The following is an 18551-nucleotide window of genomic DNA, read 5'->3' on the forward strand; positions in this document are numbered from 1 at the left end:
AGGAAAGGATATTTTCAAAACTATGATTTCTGCTCAATTTTTCTCGTGGATGATGTTTCTCCATGTAAAATCTCCCCGTTCAAGCCCCTTTACTAATATTTCCGCAGTGCCCATATTGGTTGCCAGGGGGATTGCATACACATCGCATAGACGGATAAGGGCAGAAACGTCCGGTTCATGAGGCTGGGCAGTCAGCGGGTCGCGAAAAAAGAAGACGGCATCCATCTCGTTTTTCGCGACTAATGCACCAATTTCTTGGTCGCCTCCAAGCGGACCGGATTGGAAGCGGTGAATTTTCAGTCCAGTTGCTTCCTGTATTCTTAAGCCTGTTGTGCCTGTTGCAAATAAATCATGCTTTTCTAATATATGTTTATAAGCAATAGTAAATTGAACCATATCGTCCTTTTTCTTATCGTGAGCAATGAGTGCAATCTTCATATATTTCCCCCTCATTCAATAATGTTTTCCAACCCGTAAACGAGCGTATCGATCTTCATCACGGTTTCAACGGAAAGCTTTACTCCTGACATAAAAGACGCACGATTATAGGAATCATGGCGAATTTTCAGCGTTTGACCGTCACCGCCAAACAAAACCTCTTGATGAGCCACTAACCCTGGAAGACGAACGCTGTGGATATGAATGCCATTCCATTCGCCGCCTCTTGCTCCTTTGATCGTTTCCTTTTCCTCCGGATGTCCTTGCTTTTTATTTCCGCGAACTTCATAAATCATTTCAGCCGTTTTGATTCCAGTTCCAGAAGGTGCATCAAGCTTTTTATCATGATGCATTTCGATGATTTCAACATCAGGGAAGTATCTGGCCGCCATTTTTGCAAATTTCATCATCAGTACAGCTCCAATCGCAAAATTTGGCGCGATAATTGCCCCGATTCCTTTTTCTTCCGCTAATTTTCTCAATTCCTGCAAGTCTTCTTCCTGAAAGCCGGTAGTTCCTACTACAGGGCGGACACCGTGCTCCAGCGCAAGCTTTGTATGTATTTTTCCAACCTCTGGTGTTGTCAAATCAATCAACACGTCTGGCGATGTTTCTGCAAAGCATTGCTCAGGGTTTGTATAGGTGCGGACTTGATCTTGAAACCATTCGCCATCATTTATTTTGTCTAGTACAGCTGAAAGTGTAAAATGCTCTGTTTCATTTACCAGTTTTACTGCCTCTTGCCCCATGCGTCCTCTTGGGCCGGCAATGACGATCTTAATTTGTTCCATTATTCCATCACCTTTCTATTTTTTTGTCCATCTGTTTCGATCTCTAGTTTGAAATTTATGCATGACGCGATCGTGCGCCTTCTCAAGATCAATGTTTAAAGAATTGGCCAAGCAAATGATGACAAACAATAAATCGCCAATTTCCTCTTCAATTTCTTTCTCTTTCTCCGTTTCTTTTTTTGGCTTTTCCCCATAGTAATGATTAATTTCTCTTGCAAGCTCACCAAGCTCTTCTGTTAATCGCGCAAGCATCGCCAGCGGGCTGAAATAGCCTTCCTTAAATTGGGATATGTAATCATCTACTTCTTTTTGCAGGTCTTTAATTGTTTTACGTTCCATTAGGCAACCACCTCATTTGTCTTCTCTTTCATGTTAGCTAATTCCTTACCATTTGACAATGAAAAGAAATGTCGATTGAATTGTAACATACAATCTGATCCATTATAATTAAAAACATCGAAAAAAATAGGAGGTGGGAGTTTGTTGCCTTTTAAATTGAAAAACCTCTTTTTTATATTGCTCGGATCCGCTATTTTCTCGTTTGGACTCGTTCATTTTAATATGCAAAACAATTTAGCTGAAGGCGGTTTTACTGGTATTACGCTCCTTTTATTTTTTTTGTTTCAAATCAACCCCTCTATTTCCAATCTTGTATTGAATGTACCCATTTTTTTTATTGGATTGAAGCTTTTAGGGAAGACGACTTTTTTGTATACATTAATTGGAACGATTTCGGTTTCGTTCTTTTTATGGATTTTTCAGCTGCATCCATTTCATATTCCTCTACATGAAGATTTAACATTGGCGGCTCTGTTTGCAGGAGTTTTCATCGGCGTTGGACTAGGGATTATTTTTCGCTATGGCGGAACAACAGGTGGAGTTGATATCATTGCTCGTCTTGTTTATAAATTTTTCGGCATCAGCATGGGAAAAACAATGTTTTTATTTGACGCGTGCGTGATCACTTTATCGTCCATTTTTTATTTATCCTATCGCGAAGCCATGTACACATTAGTGGCTGTTTTTATCGGAACAAGAGTCATTGATTTTATTCAGGAAGGTGCCTATAGAGCAAAAGCAGCGACCATCATATCGGAGAAACATGAGGAAATTGCCGAAAAAATCATGAAGGATATGGATCGCGGAGTGACCATTTTAAAAGGACAAGGTTCGTTTACAAAACAGAATCGGAATATTTTATATTGCGTCGTTGCCAAAAATGAATTTGTCAAGCTGAAACAAGTTATTACAGCTGTCGACCCTCATGCGTTTGTTGTCGTCAGCGACGTTCATGATGTACTCGGTGAGGGCTTTACCCTTGATGAAAATAAAAATCCGATTGAGCACTAACGCGTTTCTTGTCGTCAACGATGTTTGCTCAAGAAGGATTTACCCTTCATGAAAACAAAAACCTGTTTAAGCACTGACAGGGGCTGTCCAGAAAGTCAAATCCCTTTTGAAAACAAAAAATCATAAACATCGATATATCAACGTTTCTAAAAAACATAAAAGGGGGCTGTCAATAAGCCAAAAAACGACTTATTAGACAGCCCCGCACTCTAGTTCTCTTTTCTTTTATCTGTTTTTTCTCCTTTGTATTTTTTCCATCCTGTATAAGCTAGTGCAATAAAAATGACGCTGCCCGTTGAAAACATCACCCATAACAGCGATGGATCTGCTTCGTCGTTTTTGACGCGATCAAAAATGTTTTTTAAGTCTTTTTCGATTTCCATCATATGCTTCTGTCTTGTCTTTTTCGAAATTTCAAAAAACATTTTGTCGTTTACTGCTGAAATATGTGTTTCAATCTTATCAATGTTTTTGCTGTCAACATCAACGGTAAGGCTTGGATAAATAACGGAGTACAGTGACAAAAAACGATTCCACTCATGCTGAAAAGCCGCCCAATCCTCTTTTTCCATTTCCGTTTTTAATTCTGCAAATGTCGTCATGATCGGTTCTTCCATTGTGCTCCAGAGCGGCTGGTGTTCAGACAGAATTGCATCAACAACAAGCCGGAATTGAGTGACTTTGTCGATCCGATCTTCATAGCTCATTCCATCGTTCTCAACGGCATCCAACGCTTTTTCGTAAGAAGCAGAAATGACCCGAAGCTCATTTATTGATAAGCGGTTTTCAACATTATTTTCTTTAAATTCGTTTTCAAGAAATAATAACAGCTGCTTCGCTTCATCAAACTTTTTTTGCTTTGAAAGCTGCCACGCATAATTCGTCATGACATCCAATGTTTCCCAATTGTTTTTTTCTTTTGCATTGATCGGTATTTGAAGCAGGAAAAAAAGCAAGAGAACAATCAACGTACTGATCCATTTTTTCATTCTTGTCCCCCCTATAACTACTAGTAATAGTTATTCAAGAGTGGACAAGAGTAGACCATGTTTCTTACAATTCTTTCAATTCAAATTTGTATGTTTGATTTTTTATAACAAAAAAATAGGCGATCGCAATGGAAATAATACTCAGCCAAAACGTAAAGTAACCGATTAGCGCAGAATATTGATTTAAAACGCTATATTGAGGCATCATATCAAAAACGTAATCAATAATTTCATTGTGAAGCGTCCATATGGAGGCCAGCATCAAGTGCTTCATTTCAAACCGATAATACGGTGCATACAACAGCCCTTCTATTGCCATTCCTAAATGGGACAAAATGAGCATCATTCCGTAAATGGATAAAACACCCGTTTCCAAATATACAAACAGGTTCATGGCAACCGCCCAAATTCCATATTTAAATAGCGTAATCATCGCTAGTGCTTCAAACAATTTAAAATGCTTTCCAACAAGAAACCCAATCAAAACGAAAACAAAGAACAAACTAGCGGTTGGACTGTCAGGAACAAACGCAATAAACTGTGGCGGTGTTTCGGAAAGCTGCTGTTTATACCAAATATAACCATAAATTGTTCCTGCTGTATTGATTAAAAGCATCAAATATAAAAATGATCGCTGCCTTAATAAAAAAAATAACCAACCCATCCAAGTTCACTCCTTGGTTTTATTGAATTCGGGGTCATGTATCATGAGACACCCTGTACTATGTATGCCAAGAAAACACTCTTTTTTCATTGCAGAAATGTTTCTTATATTTTGAAGAACTAAATGTAGGAAGGCATTTTAAAAATAAGTTTATCGCCTTCCACAGCAACAATATTCATCCTGATTATCAAGAGTAACATTCTCTGTAAATAAGGAAAGCGCTCCTCATCTTTGGTAGAATTTTGTTTGATAAGAACATGACCTACCAAAAAAGGAGCACCTTTAAGGTGAAGTCTACCACACCTATCCACAAAATCAAGACCGAATGTACATCGCAAAATGCAAACAACTTCGGCAGATTCAAATATTCCTGGAGCATTCGAAAAATCAAGCCTGAGAAAGCGCTACAGGACTTGCCAGCATCAACGAAACGTCTCGCTGCGGAAGATGCCGCCTGTCGTTACTGGAAATGGTACGTCGATGATGAAGAAGGCATGACGGTCACCTAACCAAGCGATCTTCTGGAAGAACCCTCATCTTGTTGAGATCATAATGCCAAACACAGGTGGTGGATGACGGCCAGATGCTCTAAATCTAATCTTTAATACGGATTTCGATACAAACCAATCGCCACCAACCTCGAGTAGGAAGCGCTCAATTTGTGGCGTTTTTACAACAAACGATGTTCCATGGGAAATTACATCAAAGAAGCTAAGTGCATGTTTGCCATGGACTGGATTGCGACTGGCGATTTTGAAGCGAATGAACTTGACTTTCTCATCAAACTGTTTTCCAACAACCGCTATGAGCGGTTTAAACAAGATTACTGTGAACCCGTTCATCGAGCATACAGCACTGCTCGGTTTCACTTAGAATTCTTCCGTTGTACAGCAATGTACGGTACAGCTGTCGAGGAATTCTCAGGTTGATAAAAGATTTTGCTAATCAACAGACCTGGAGGAGAAGCGAAACAAAGATCGTCCGGCTAGAATGAGTTTACCACAATTTCGCATAGGAATACCGAAGCTCTTAACAGTCGGGAGGGAAGACTAAAGAGTCATGTGATATGATTCAGCGATGCTAACAAATGTACTGTTTGCATACTCTGATATTTCGTCATCTATCATTGTCTACGATGCTGAAAAACACTGAATGATTATTACTATCTAATCCCAATGTTATATTAAGATCATTTCCTTTGATAAACTGATCATAACACAAGTGAAAAGAAAGGGCGATTCATCACACAGCCTATAAAGGTGAGCGACTTCTCGCCAATTTACGTTAAAAAAGGGGCTTATTGTTGGTACGCAATCTTTAGGATCTTTCTTCATTTTCATGTTTATACCCGTCTGCCCAAAATTCGGCATTTTTTACACCCTGTTTTGTAGAATCATAAGTCGGATCGACACCTTGTTTTTTCTGATTTTCATAGTCTTTTAACGCCCTGATGGCCGGTTTATATAATAATACGAGACCGATTAAGTTCACCCATACCATCAATCCTAGTCCGACATCTCCCAAAGTCCATGCGATATCAGATGTCCGAACCGTTCCGTAAAAGACGGCAGCCAAAAAAATTAACTTTAAGACAAGAATCGGTATATTCTTACTTTTTTTCTTAAACAAATATATAATATTTACCTCGGCAATATAATAGTATGCCATTATTGTTGTAAATGCAAAGAAGAATAATGCCACTGCTACAAAGGGGGATCCAAATCCAGGTAGTTGGGAATCGACTGCAATTTGAGTATAAGCAGTACCCACTTCAACAGTTTCTCCAATATTGTTTACAAGCAATGATTTTTGATCAGGCTCATACACATTGTAGGAATTTGTAAACAAAATCATAAAAGCTGTTGCTGAACAGACAAGCAATGTATCAATGTACAGTAGCATTGCATTAAGTTAATTTTAATTTGTCAAGCCCAATTTTATGTTAAATTTCATCTTTTTGGATATAAAAAAACTCCTTATAATTAGGATTGGCAGTCCTATCCAAATCCTAAGAATAAGGAGAAACCATTATGGATAAGAATACCACAGAATCCACAATAAATGAACTATTTAAAGAGATCGATCCAATAACTTTTTCAAAACTAATTAATGTGATTGACGTTGACAAATACATTAAAAAATTAACGGCGTATAAGTTTTTACAACTTTGTATCATCGCTCAGTTAAACGAATTGGAAAGCTTAACAAAATTGGCCAAACATTTGAAAGACAAGGAAGAGTTGCAGACATATCTGGAATTTGATGCAATTAGTACTTCGCAACTTTCTCGCAAATTAGGCCAATTATCCCCTCAACTGTTTGAAAAAGTATTTAAATATCTGGTCTTAAAGATCCAAGGGCAAATGAAAAATGCCCCGATCATCCGAAACATTGGTCGTCTTCTGGTCATTGATTCTACCACGATGAGCATGAGTTTGAGCCAATATCCATGGGCAACTTTTCGTAAGACAAAGGCTGGTGTTCGACTCCATTTAAAGGTTGTTGTAACGAAGGATATCACTGTTCCGGATCAAGGGATTATCTTACCCGCGAAACATGCCGATCGCACACAGATGGACGAACTCATTGAAATCGATCCAAATGCGATTTACTTGTTTGATCGAGGGTATGTCGATTACAAACAGTTCGACCGCTTATGCCGAGAAGGGGTGCGATTCATTACCCGGCTTAAAAAGAACGCAGAGATTGAAGTTTTATCGGAACGGATTCCCAATCCAGAACGTTTGATTTATAGGGATCAGATTGTCATTTTAGGAAATGACCGTAATCATACCAAAATGACTCATCCTCTCCGATTGATCGAAACGGTCGACAGCGAAGGGAATCCCGTGATCATCATAACCAATTGCTTTGATCTTTCTGCGGAAGAGATTGCAGATTTATACCGATATCGCTGGAAGATAGAGACCTTCTTTAAATGGATGAAACAGCACCTTAAGATAAAAAGATTTTATGGAAAAAGTCAAAATGCCGTTTACAATCAAATTTGGATCGCCCTAATCACCTATTGCTTACAGGCCATGCTCCAATTAAAAGTGAATCACGATGGTCCTTTATTAGAGATCAAGCGAACTTTACAGAATCTGCTTTTTAAAGGTTTTGACTGTTTTGTTCGCTCCCTTTTTAAAAAGCCAATTCGAACGTCCAACGGTCGGAAAAAATACCATTGGGAAAAAGATTTTGAAACCATCGTGTACCAATTTGAAGAAGGGGAGGTGGAACACCTAGACGATTTAGTTTATGATCCAATGTTTCTGTAATATATTACCAAATTGTGGAAATGGACTGCCGATTAAGACGTCATTGTCCTTTTAAGCTTGCTTAGAAAGATTGTATGTCTGAATATTCAGTTACATGAAATAACTGGAATTTTTATTGAGCTTGACAAACATTAAATTTTTTTATGCAACGCTACTGATCAATGTAAATAGAAAATGACTGTACGAGCCCCTGTTTGGCCGGGTGGGAAACTTCGGCAGCACTAGCAGCATGCGGCCCCGTTCCTTGACCAGCTTCATTTGAATAAATCCCACGCTTTACACCCCAAGAAATCGCACTTCCTAAAATCCCTCCGAATAATTGATTAGCTCCAAACGCACTAGAGAAAATTAGTTTAAACACACCAGGAACTGCTTCAATATTCATGATAATAATGATAAGTGAAATAAGTATATATCCGATTGCCATAAAAGGCACTACTAATTGAGCGACGTTGGCGATTCTTTTTACTCCGCCAAGAATAATCACTCCCAATAGTACAACTAAGATGATTCCTGTTACGGTCGGATCAACGGAGAATGCTTTTTTAAATCCAGAAGAAATGGCATTTGATTGAACACCCGGCATTAAAACACTCATTGCTACAATCGCAGCCACAGCAAAAACCATTCCGGCCCAACGTCGATTTAACCCTTTTTCAATATAATAAGCCGGTCCTCCGCAGTATATCCCATCCACTTTTTCTTTATAAATTTGGCCAAGTGTCGATTCCACATATGCCGTAGCAGCACCAAAAAAAGCAATTAGCCACATCCAAAATACTGAACCGGGACCACCGTATGCGATCGCAGTAGCAACACCAGCAATATTCCCGGTTCCGACCCGTCCCGATAATGCGATCGACAATGCTTGAAAAGAAGAAATTCCTGACTTGGAACTTTTTCCTTTAAACATTTGCTGAACCATATCTTTGATCAATCGTATTTGAGCAAATTTTGTCATAAATGAAAAAAACACTCCGATTCCAATACAAAATACGATCATCGGCGTACTCCAAAGCCACCCACTCAATGTTTCAATAAAACCATCCAAAAAAAATTCCCCCTTATTTTAATGTTATGAGTAATTATAGCTCAGCATTTATATTTATAATAGATTCTTCATTAATTTTTGTGAAATAACACAAAAAGAAAATATTTTTGAATTATTTGAAATGAATGTTAGTGCTATGCAACCAATTGTCAGGAGGTTGAACATATTTTCTGTGCGACTAGAATTTCCAGAATTTTAAGTCGTTACTTAACATATGTTTGAAACACATTATAATGTTTAAATAGAGAAAAGGTTTTAGCAAGAACGCTGTCCTTTTACGGCTTTTTTCACCACAAATGTTCAGAAAATCTGTGAATTACCCTTATGAAATAAACCGTTGTTTTGAATTGTTTATGTGAAACGATATCGTTGTGTCGATGATCGTGAAATATATAATTGGAGCAGCTCAAAATTCAATTATCAAATACCCCAATCATGGAATACTTTCAGACACTCCATACCTACACATGAGCAGAGGGCACAAATCATAAAATCAAAACAGTAAACGCCTTAGCATACTGGCTATAGAAACCAATACCGATTTAGAACACGTGGCTGGTTTAGAGTGTACAGGAGAAACGTATAATAAGCAGGTGTCCTAGCCCTCCTTCTTTATCATTTTGTCAAAAAATAGTAAATGGATAGAAAGCCGTCAACAAAGGCGATTGACCTCCTCTATTTTTTCATTTACCAGTCTACAAAAAGAAAATACAATCGCATCAATCTTGCTGACTTAATTGTTAGAGTTGTTTCACAGTCAATGGAGATAAGACAATAAAAAAGCTTGTAGAGAAAAAATCTTCCTTTCTCTACAAGCTATACAGACAAACGCGATGTCAGCTCTTTTTATTTCGATGTAACACTAGAAACAAACTCTGCTAATACTTTCAACTCTTCATCCGTACCTTTAAAGATTCCAGGAGGCATGCTTCCTACGCCTTCTTTAGCAATTTTCGCAACTTCTTCCGGAGACAATCCGTTATCAACTAAAGAAGGTCCAGCCGCTCCGCCTTGCAGGTTATCACCGTGGCAGGAGACGCAGCCTTGTTCCTGAAATATTTTGTATCCTTCCGAATTTGTATCAATTTTAGCTTCCGCTTTAATTTTCCCTTGTTCCTCTTTTAATTCCCAGTCCGTATGCTCAACCGACTCCCATGTTAAATAAACGATGGAAGCTACAGCTAGCAGCATCATTCCTACAGCAACCGGACGCTTATGCGGACGGCGTTCTGGTCCGCGATCCAAAAATGGAGCAAGAAGTAGCGCAGAAAATGCCAGTCCAGGTATTACGATTGCACCGATAACGGTATAAGGACCTGATGCATAAGAATATTTTAAAAGCTGGTATAAAAATAAGAAGTACCAGTCAGGAAGCGGTATGTAACCAGTATCCGTAGGATCTGCAACCCGCTCAAGCGGTGACGGATGGGCAACGGTTAAACATAAAAAGCCAATTAAAAAGACCGCGCCAACTAACCATTCTTTTAAAAGAAAGTTGGGCCAAAAAGCTTCAGTTTTTCCTGGGTATTCGGAGTAGTCTTTCGGTATGTTCGGCTTTCTTTCAGCCGACACACGAGAGTCTCCAACGAACTTCATACCTTTTCCGCGATGCATTGTTTCCCCTCCTTTGTTAAGCGGTTCGCCACGAACAACTTACTAAAAAAGAATAAGCCGGATTTTATAGCGGACCTGAAATCCCTTGTTTGCGAATCATTAAGAAGTGCGCTGCCATTAATCCGAATAATGCAGCAGGCAAGAAAAATACATGAATCGCAAAGAAGCGAGTCAATGTTTGCGCACCGACAATTTCGGAATGCCCTGCAAGCAAAATTTTGACGTACTCACCAATAAGCGGTGTCGATTCAGCAATCTGCAAGGTAACTTTTGTCGCAAATAACGCTTTCATGTCCCAAGGCAATAAATAACCTGTCAAACCTAAACCTAGCATAACGAAGAAAATGAGTACACCGACAATCCAGTTAAGCTCGCGTGGCTTTTTGTATGCTCCTTGGAAAAATACACGTAAAGTATGTAAAAACATCATGACGATGACTAAGCTTGCTCCCCAATGGTGCATACCGCGAACAATTTGTCCGAACGCCACTTCATTTTGCAAATAATAGACAGACTCCCATGCATTTTTAATATCCGGCACGTAATACATCGTTAAAAACATGCCAGACAGCACTTGAATCACTGTAACAAAAAACGTCAAACCCCCAAAGCAGTATACAAATGCTGAGAAGTGATGGGCTGGGTTAACATGTTCGGGAACTTCATGGTCTGCGATATCGCGCCATAAAGGGGTGATATCTAACCGTTCATCAACCCAATCATACAATTTGTTGAGCACTTATTACGCCCCCCCTCTTGGTTTAGCTTTTCCTAAATATAAAAATCCATCTTGAATTTTGTACTCATATTCATCCAGCGGAGCAGAAGGCGGTGTTCCAGGGACATTGTCGCCGTTTTTCTCATACAATCCTCCGTGGCAAGGACAGAAGAACATGTTAGGGTTTGATTTATCCCCGTTCCAGTTTACTGTGCAGCCAAGGTGTTTACAGATTGGAGAAAGTGCAACAATTTCTCCTTTTTCATTTTTATAAACCCACGCGGATTTTGGCTCTTCAGCTTCATGCCACGCGTCCTTCTGTTTAATGGTAAAGTCAACGCGTGTCGGTTCCTCTTTAATGTCTGATTCCTTTACATTTGTATTAACAAATTCTCCAGCTGCTTTCGGCTGCAATACAGGATCTACAGCGAAACGAACCATCGGCATGAGCATGCCCGCAGCCATAAAGCCGCCTACACCCGTTAGCGTATAGTTTAAAAATTGACGTCTTGAAACACGGTGTTTATTCTCGCTCATCTTTTTCCCCCCTCTATCTCAAGCTAGTCCATAATGGACATATACAGAAACATATAAAACTAGGACATACTCATGATATATCAATCTTTGTAGAAGGTCAATATAATCATATCGTTAGAAACAAGGGATTGAAAGGGTTTTTAGGTTCGATTCCAATATTGTAATAAAATGTTCATAATTTGTTCGATTTGGTCCTGAACAACCTTTCGCTTTACATCCTGATCCATATGTTCTATTGGGATTGACGGAATCCATATAAATTCATCACCTTCTTTGCGCCATCTTTCTTCACATGTTAAAAAAATGACATGCTGAAAATGCTGTTTAATCGTATCTTTCCACTTTTTTAACAGTTTATCCAAATCAATGTCGTCATTTTTTAAAGAAACAAACGGAGGTAACAGCATGATCCGCCCCTTTAACTGCCGTTCAAGCTCCTGTGAAACAATTGTAATAAAATCTGCTTTTGACGCACTTCTTTTCAGTTCCTCATCAAAAGATACCGATAGGAGAGGAACAACTGCAGTATCAACGTACTCCCTTGATTGAAGAAAAGAATCGATATCAACCATTTGCCATTTCACTGATTTCAGCCCCTATTTTTTATTTTTCCTTACTCATTATAAAACTGATAAGCAAAATAAAAAAGCAATGCTGTACACATTGCCTAACATCCTAAATTGTTCAATTGTTTTACAAGCTTTCGAAACGCCTCTTCATCGTGAGCATCCAACGCTTCATCAATTAAGCGGAGGAGTTTTTCTTTTTGAAATTTTTTAATTGACTCCTCCAAAATTTTTTCCGCAAGCAGCCGGTCTTTCTCATTTCTTTGCATATCTTTAGGCAAATATGGATTTTCAACTAAAACGGCAGCATATTCCGGGGAACGGTATTGAGCGCGAAAGTTTAACTGGATATACAAGTCTTCATCTTTATTCAAGCGAATATCGTGAAAAGACTTTTCTGCATCTGTTGTCATCACATTTTCTTTATAAAATCTAAACGGAACATCATCCACACAGTGGGTGGACATGACCATTCCCCTCGGACAAAATTTGGCATGCTCTACAAAGTGGACGTTTTCCATTAATGAATCATGGCTCATTAAATAATTTAATATCCATACGCATTCCCGTCTTTTCAACTGATAATGATTTAAAAACCAGCGAATAAATTCTTTCTTCTCGTTAACAGAAACAGGGGCTTTCATCTTTAACCCTCCTCTGCTTTCCATCTAATTCAAAAATTCAACATAGTTGCGTTGAATTCCTTCCAATTCCGCCTAAAAATTGTCCTCCAATTCGAGCAGCATATTTTCATATTCAATGTTGCCTGGATCAAGCTCCAGCGCTTTTTCAAAAAGCTTCCTAGCCTTTGCCCGCTCCCCTTCTTCAAGCAGAAAATAAGCGTAATTCTCCAAAAATTCCGGGTCTGTTTTAAAATTATTATATGCACTTTCATAATGCTTTAATGCCTTTTCGTACTGTTCGGTGCGATGATAAGCGATCGCTAAATTGAAGTCAAAATGAGGATCATATTCTTCATGTCTTTCTACGATTTCCGTCAACATCTCGATCGTTTCCATATATTTGCCTTGGTTTAACAACACTCCTGAAAGTGTTATGATTGCTTCTATATAACCCGGATCAAGCTCCAGCGCTTTTTTTAACAATTTTACTGCATTGTCTACATCTTTGAGCTTTAAGGCAATTTTCCCGCCGAATAAATAAAGCTCTTTATTAAATGGATCCTCCTGCAAACCTTCTTGAACAATTTGAAAACTTTTTTCCACCATCCCTTCCTGTTCATAGCTTTTGGCCAAATATAAATATAGTGAGTGGTAGGTAGGGTCCAATTCCTTTATTCGTTCAAATTGTGCAATCGCTGTTTTTGTCTGGCCTGCATTTAAAGCTGTCATCCCATAAGCGAAATATGTGTCCAAATCCTCTTCTTCCACCGCTTTCTCAAAATAAGCAAGGGCTTCTTCAAAATCACCGCAAGCAGATAAAGACTCGCCTATTCGTTTATGAATATTTACATTCATTATATTTTCAAATTCCTCTAGGACTACTCTATAAAAGTCGATTGCTTGACGATATTTTCCGAGATGAAAATAATGCTCGGCTAATGCGAAATCAATTACTTTCTCTTCAGGCAATCTTCTCTTGGCTTCCTTCAACTTTTGTTCACTGACTTCATATAAGCCTTGCAATTGATACAAATCAGCCATAAGAAGAAGGGCTTGCGGATATGATTCATCTTCTTGATCAATTTCATTCAGCAGATCAATCGCTTTTTCTTCATCGTCAAGCTCAATGTATATTTCCGCCAAAAAAAGAGTGATAGCAGATTCATCAGGGTATAGCTGCGACAGCTCCTCAGCTATTTTTAACGCTTCATCTGTCCTGCCCCATTGAAAATATTTTTCCGCAAGCTCAAACTTTTCTTCATCATTTAACTCTTTTTCAATGGATGAAAGTTTTTTCAATCCTTTTTCCACTTGGCCGCTTTCAACTAATTGAACGGCTTCGCTCATTTTTTTATTCAACCTAAAACTCCCCTTCTAAATTCAGTACTTGTTTATTGGCTGCGAATAAATATTGAAGCGTCCTGGTGCATTCAGCTGCACTTCTTTTCCGAACCCTGGTTTATAAAATATTTGTTCTCCTGCTTTCAAAACGCTTCCGTTGTGAACGATCACTTCTGGGTTATGATTATAATAATCTAGATAATTATTTTCTTCAACTAAATCGATCATCCGAAATAAATTATAATCAACATTGCTTCCGCTTAAAATTTCGCCGCGAATCGGATAAAGACCGATTTTCATTAATGCTTCTTTCGTAAGTGGGACACCGTTTTCAGGACATTCTTCCAATGATGGCAATTTATATTTTTTTACAATTTGCTGCCATTTGCTTTTCAACTGATGGAAGATGGATTGATCTTCTGAAGAAAAATGGGGAAAAATTGGAGTTTGCTTTGGAAATAAAGTCTCACGAATCCATTCCCATGGAACATCATCAAGCTCAGCAATCTGTTTAATTTCCACGATAATCACAGTAATTTTTTCTCTTTTTAGCATTCTGATGATTGAAGGAGTCAGCCGGTCGATTGGGATTTTTGCAGCGATCGCATAATCGATCGGCGAATTCATCATCACTTTGCGAATATGTTTTTTCTTTTCATCCCATTGTCTTTCAAACGGCAAATCAACAGCAGCTATTAAAAAGGTGCAGCCTTTTTGGATCAAATTTTTCACATATAATTTGAACGAATGGCTTTGTTCTAAATGCTGAATGTTTTGGTCAAGCATGACAAAGCCAGGTGTCATGAAATAGGGCGATCCGTCCATTTTCATAAATCGAAACTGATCTAATTGCTTTTCTTTAAAACGAAACTGATTTCCGTCAACGAGTATTGAGCGCGTCACAATTTGATTGTCTTCCATTAAACGAATTTGATCAATAATATATGCCATTTTCCCACCTCAATAGCTTTTTTAGACAAGCTATGAAAAGGTTGATAAAAATATGACAAAAACCATCTGACAAACTCAGATGGTTTTGGAAAGCAAATTCAAATGGTCAAAAAAAGCAGGATAGGATACACTGACTGCCTCGTGCTGCATTAATTCCACAGGTTCTTCACAAATAGTGCTGGCAATCGCGAGCATCATGCCGATGCGGTGATCTCCATGGCTGGAAACATTCGTTCCTCCTTTCAGCTTTGTTTTTCCGCGAATGATCATTCCATCGTTTGTAGCTTCAATATCCGCTCCAAGCTTTTTCAGCTCGCCGACAACTGTATCAATTCTATTTGTTTCTTTTACCTTTAATTCTTCGGCGTCTTTAATAACTGTCGTTCCTTCAGCCTGTGTCGCAAGAAGGGCAATGATCGGAATTTCATCAATCAGTCTCGGAATCAGCTCTCCTGAAATTTCGGTTCCTTTTAACTCAGATGTCCTGATCGATATATCAGCCATCGGTTCGGCAGAATCTAATGTAGGTATAATCTCGATCTCTGCACCCATATTTTCTAAAACATCTAAAATCCCTGTTCTTGTTGGGTTAATGCCGACATTTTTCAGCTTGATTGAACTGTCCGGAACAATGGCTCCCGCAACAAGGAAAAAAGCAGCGGAAGAAATGTCACCAGGCACATAAATATTGGCGCCTTTTAATGTTTGTCCTCCCTCTACCGAAACGGTCAAATTTTGTTTTTTCACATGGACGCCAAAGGCTGACAAAAGACGTTCCGTATGATCTCTTGATTGATACGGCTCCTCAACTGTTGTGGTTCCATCTGCTTGAAGACCTGCAAGCAAAATCGATGACTTCACTTGAGCACTCGCTACTGGGGATTTGTAATAAATGCTTTTTAAATTCCCGCCGCGCAAAGACAGCGGGGTAAAAGATCCGTTATTCCGTCCATCAATATGAGCTCCCATTTGTCTTAAAGGAGCTGTTACACGATCCATCGGTCTTTTCGCAATTGACTCATCCCCAATAATGCATGCATGAAAAGGACGTCCCGCTAAAATGCCCAGCATTAATCTTGTCGTGGTGCCTGAGTTCCCAACATTTAAAATGTTAACAGGTTCTTTCAGTCCGGAAAATCCTTTCCCTTCAATTGTTACATTCGTTCCTTCCTGTTTGATCGACACCCCCATCTCTTTAAAGCATGAAATGGTGCTTAAGCAATCCTCTCCAGTTAAAAAGTTTTGAATAGTTGTTTTTCCTTCCGCAATTGCCCCAAACATAACCGCCCTATGGGAGATCGATTTATCGCCGGGAACTTCAATAGTTCCATTCAGCGAATGTTTTTTTGTCAAAACAAGCCCTTGATTCATATCTGTATCACCCCAACTACAGTATATATGTTTCATAATTCGTGTAGCGATCAATGCATTGTTTCGCCTTCATCCGGTCTTCATCCGACTGAAAGCTGATGCGCAAAACACCAAAAATTTCTTCACGCGTTTCTAAAATTCGAATATTTGTTATGCTAATTTCCTCTTTTGCTAAATAACCGGTAATTTCAGAAATAACACCCGGATAATCCGGAACATCGACATAAAGGTCATAAAAGGACGGAATGGCTCCTTTTTCCCTTTCAGGCAATCCGTCTCGATATGTCTTCGCTTTTTCAAAATATGTATAAAGCTGTTCTTTATCGAGCTTCTCAATGAATTGTTTAATTTGCTTCATTTCTTGAATCCATTCATCAAATAACTCGATTAATACATCATGGTTGTGAACAATAATATCGCGCCACATAACCGGGTTGCTTGACGCAATTCGGGTAATGTCGCGAAATCCTCCGGCCGCAAGCCGCTTAATAATTGGAAACATTTCTTCTTTCTTTTCTGCCTGATGGACGAGGCTTGCCGCGATTAAATGCGGAAAATGGCTAATGACCCCGGTAATGGAATCATGTTCTTCAGGTGTCATGACAATAAATTGCGCTTTTGTTCCCTTTAAAAGCTTTTTTAATTGTTCTATTTTTTCCGGACGTTCGTTGCTGCCAGGCGTTAAAATATAAAACGCATTTTCAAATAGATGAGTTTTCGCTGCCGCAACGCCTGATTTATGTGAGCCCGCCATTGGGTGACCGCCAATAAATGTTACTGTTTTCGGCAAAGAAACGCTCGCATGATCGACAATTTTTTTCTTTGTGCTGCCGACATCTGTGATAATGACTCCTTCTTTCAAGCTTAGTTCTCCCAAAAACGTTAAAACGTTCAATGTTTGTTCAACGGGAGTTGAAATAATAATAACGTCCGCTGATTCAGCGCCTTCCTTAATAGATTCTGCTGATTGATCAATGATTCCCAATTTTTTTGCCATTTGCACTTGATCGTTATTTATATCATATCCGACCAATTGAACCGATGGATGCTCTTTCTTAATTGCACGTGAAATCGATCCGCCGATTAAACCAAGACCAATGATAAAAACTTTTTCCACAAAAAACCACCTGTTTCTGCTTTTTGGTAAAAAAAGAGGTGAGCGTTCACCTCTTTTAGGAAAGTAGTTCCCTTAAAGTTTGAATCAGTGCTTCATTTTCCTCTTCTGTTCCGACAGTAATTCTCAGCGATGTCGGAAATCCGAGAGCTTTTCCTGAACGGACGATGAATCCTTTTTCAAGCAGCTTTTGAAAAAGCTCATCCGCATCCCTTTGAAAATCTATTAAAATAAAGTTCGTTTGCGAAGGGAAGTACTCAAGACCAAATTGTTCACAAAAATCATAGTATTGTTTGAGCCCTTCCCGGTTCAATTTTTTGCAGGTTTCGATAAAAGTTTGATCGTTTAGCGCTGCAATAGCAGCCTTTTGTCCAAGACGATTTGTATTAAAAGGTTCCCTTGCCGGCTCAATTAAGCGGATGAGTTCTTCATTTCCAATTCCATATCCTACTCGGAGTGCAGCTAGGCCGTATGCTTTTGAGAACGTCCGTAAAATTAATAGATTTGGAAATTGATCCAATAAGGCGACTGAATTCGGATAATCTTCCGCCGTCACATATTCGTAATACGCTTCATCAGATACGACAAGGACATCCTTCGGCACTTTGTTTAAAAAATTAATAAGCTCTTCTTCACTTATGTAAACTCCTGTAGGGTTATTCGGATTGCATAACCATACAATTTTTGTTTTGGAATCAATAGAGTCTGCCATTTTATCCAAATTGTGCCGCCCATCTACAAGTTCAATTTCGCGAATTTCGGCATTTTCGATCACCGCATTATGCCGGTATTGGGAAAATGACGGTGACGCCATTACGGTATTGAAGCCTTCGCTCAAAAGTGAACGTGACAGAATTTGTATAATATTATCTGATCCGTTTCCGAAAATGAGCTGATTTTCTTTTACGCCTACATGCTTTGCCACCTGTTTTCGCAGCTCTGCACTATAGCCGTCAGGATAGATCGCAAGAGATTCAAGCTCTTCTTGTATCGCTTGTTTCACTTTATCAGAACAACCGTACGGGTTTTCGTTTGATGCAAGCTTGATCACCTTTGTTAGACCAAACTGTTCTTTTACTTGTTCAATTGGTTTTCCAGGTTCGTATGGTTTCAGCGACTTTAACTGTTCTTTTACCTCCAACCTTAACACCT

Annotated in this window: 19 protein-coding genes and 2 pseudogenes; 4 read left to right on the plus strand and 17 right to left on the minus strand. The window is 38.9% G+C overall.

The features are described from left to right. Positions 1–33: 33 nt before the first annotated feature. Genes mgsA through NSQ71_RS11260 form a run of 3 tightly spaced genes read right to left on the minus strand, consistent with a single transcriptional unit; the run spans position 34 to position 1568 of the window. Positions 34–438, minus strand: a complete 405-nt coding sequence (mgsA, locus tag NSQ71_RS11250) for a methylglyoxal synthase (protein WP_063388558.1) — start codon at positions 436–438, stop codon at positions 34–36. An 11-nt stretch (positions 439–449) separates the two neighbouring features. Further along, complete coding sequence (gene dapB, locus NSQ71_RS11255; RefSeq protein ID WP_063388559.1) at positions 450–1229, minus strand: 4-hydroxy-tetrahydrodipicolinate reductase; 780 nt, start codon at positions 1227–1229, stop codon at positions 450–452. A 15-nt stretch (positions 1230–1244) separates the two neighbouring features. Then, positions 1245–1568 (minus strand): nucleotide pyrophosphohydrolase, encoded by a 324-nt coding sequence (locus tag NSQ71_RS11260; protein ID WP_063388560.1) that lies wholly within the window; start codon positions 1566–1568, stop codon positions 1245–1247. A gap of 141 nt (positions 1569–1709) precedes the next feature. On the opposite strand from NSQ71_RS11260, the gene NSQ71_RS11265 reads away from it, so the two are divergent. Beyond that, positions 1710–2579: a YitT family protein gene (locus tag NSQ71_RS11265; protein ID WP_340733960.1), complete on the plus strand. Its 870-nt coding sequence runs from the start codon at positions 1710–1712 to the stop codon at positions 2577–2579. Between the two features lie 209 nt (positions 2580–2788). On the opposite strand, the gene ypjB is transcribed toward NSQ71_RS11265, so the two are convergent. After that, positions 2789–3568 carry a sporulation protein YpjB gene (ypjB, locus tag NSQ71_RS11270; RefSeq protein WP_063388562.1) on the minus strand — a complete coding sequence of 260 codons (780 nt, stop codon included), beginning with the start codon at positions 3566–3568 and terminating at the stop codon, positions 2789–2791. Positions 3569–3632: 64 nt separating this feature from the next. Continuing rightward, positions 3633–4232, minus strand: a complete 600-nt coding sequence (locus NSQ71_RS11275; RefSeq protein WP_327856242.1) for a DUF1405 domain-containing protein — start codon at positions 4230–4232, stop codon at positions 3633–3635. Positions 4233–4519: 287 nt separating this feature from the next. Between NSQ71_RS11275 and NSQ71_RS11280 the strand changes: the two genes are divergently transcribed. Together NSQ71_RS11280 and NSQ71_RS11285 are read left to right on the plus strand one after the other, a co-directional pair. Beyond that, complete coding sequence (locus NSQ71_RS11280; protein ID WP_340733961.1) at positions 4520–4741, plus strand: hypothetical protein; 222 nt, start codon at positions 4520–4522, stop codon at positions 4739–4741. A gap of 150 nt (positions 4742–4891) precedes the next feature. Then, entirely contained in the window at positions 4892–5161 is a 270-nt protein-coding gene (locus NSQ71_RS11285; RefSeq protein WP_340733962.1) for a hypothetical protein, read from the plus strand. A 388-nt stretch (positions 5162–5549) separates the two neighbouring features. On the opposite strand, the pseudogene NSQ71_RS11295 reads toward NSQ71_RS11285, so the two are convergent. After that, positions 5550–6143 (minus strand): annotated as a pseudogene (locus NSQ71_RS11295) (alanine:cation symporter family protein); the annotation flags it as partial. A gap of 119 nt (positions 6144–6262) precedes the next feature. Between NSQ71_RS11295 and NSQ71_RS11300 the strand changes: the two are divergent. Then, complete coding sequence (locus NSQ71_RS11300; protein WP_339192832.1) at positions 6263–7513, plus strand: IS4 family transposase; 1251 nt, start codon at positions 6263–6265, stop codon at positions 7511–7513. Between the two features lie 157 nt (positions 7514–7670). On the opposite strand, the pseudogene NSQ71_RS11305 reads toward NSQ71_RS11300, so the two are convergent. The 11 genes and pseudogenes from NSQ71_RS11305 to hisC all read right to left on the minus strand — a co-directional run. Then, positions 7671–8516, minus strand: a pseudogene (locus NSQ71_RS11305) (alanine/glycine:cation symporter family protein); the annotation flags it as partial. A gap of 894 nt (positions 8517–9410) precedes the next feature. After that, a complete protein-coding gene (locus NSQ71_RS11310; RefSeq protein WP_063388567.1) occupies positions 9411–10178 on the minus strand; it encodes a menaquinol-cytochrome c reductase cytochrome b/c subunit in 768 nt (255 codons plus the stop codon). Between the two features lie 64 nt (positions 10179–10242). Then, positions 10243–10917 carry a menaquinol-cytochrome c reductase cytochrome b subunit gene (gene qcrB / locus NSQ71_RS11315; RefSeq protein WP_063388568.1) on the minus strand — a complete coding sequence of 225 codons (675 nt, stop codon included), beginning with the start codon at positions 10915–10917 and terminating at the stop codon, positions 10243–10245. Between the two features lie 3 nt (positions 10918–10920). Further along, complete coding sequence (locus NSQ71_RS11320) at positions 10921–11433, minus strand: QcrA and Rieske domain-containing protein (protein ID WP_063388569.1); 513 nt, start codon at positions 11431–11433, stop codon at positions 10921–10923. Between the two features lie 140 nt (positions 11434–11573). Continuing rightward, a complete protein-coding gene (locus NSQ71_RS11325; RefSeq protein ID WP_066251905.1) occupies positions 11574–12017 on the minus strand; it encodes a YpiF family protein in 444 nt (147 codons plus the stop codon). An 83-nt stretch (positions 12018–12100) separates the two neighbouring features. Next, positions 12101–12643 carry a ReoY family proteolytic degradation factor gene (locus NSQ71_RS11330; protein WP_066251907.1) on the minus strand — a complete coding sequence of 181 codons (543 nt, stop codon included), beginning with the start codon at positions 12641–12643 and terminating at the stop codon, positions 12101–12103. Positions 12644–12715: 72 nt separating this feature from the next. After that, entirely contained in the window at positions 12716–13981 is a 1266-nt protein-coding gene (locus NSQ71_RS11335) for a tetratricopeptide repeat protein (protein WP_144598143.1), read from the minus strand. A gap of 21 nt (positions 13982–14002) precedes the next feature. Then, complete coding sequence (locus tag NSQ71_RS11340) at positions 14003–14914, minus strand: hypothetical protein (RefSeq protein ID WP_340733963.1); 912 nt, start codon at positions 14912–14914, stop codon at positions 14003–14005. 75 nt (positions 14915–14989) lie between these two features. Next, positions 14990–16285 carry a 3-phosphoshikimate 1-carboxyvinyltransferase gene (gene aroA, locus NSQ71_RS11345; protein WP_144598141.1) on the minus strand — a complete coding sequence of 432 codons (1296 nt, stop codon included), beginning with the start codon at positions 16283–16285 and terminating at the stop codon, positions 14990–14992. A gap of 16 nt (positions 16286–16301) precedes the next feature. Beyond that, entirely contained in the window at positions 16302–17402 is a 1101-nt protein-coding gene (locus NSQ71_RS11350; protein WP_144598140.1) for a prephenate dehydrogenase, read from the minus strand. Between the two features lie 55 nt (positions 17403–17457). Then, positions 17458–18540, minus strand: a complete 1083-nt coding sequence (hisC, locus tag NSQ71_RS11355; RefSeq protein WP_063388576.1) for a histidinol-phosphate transaminase — start codon at positions 18538–18540, stop codon at positions 17458–17460. Between the last annotated feature and the right edge of the window lie 11 nt (positions 18541–18551).

Source organism: Aeribacillus sp. FSL M8-0235 (assembly GCF_038000355.1).
Lineage (GTDB): Bacteria > Bacillota > Bacilli > Bacillales > Aeribacillaceae > Aeribacillus > Aeribacillus composti.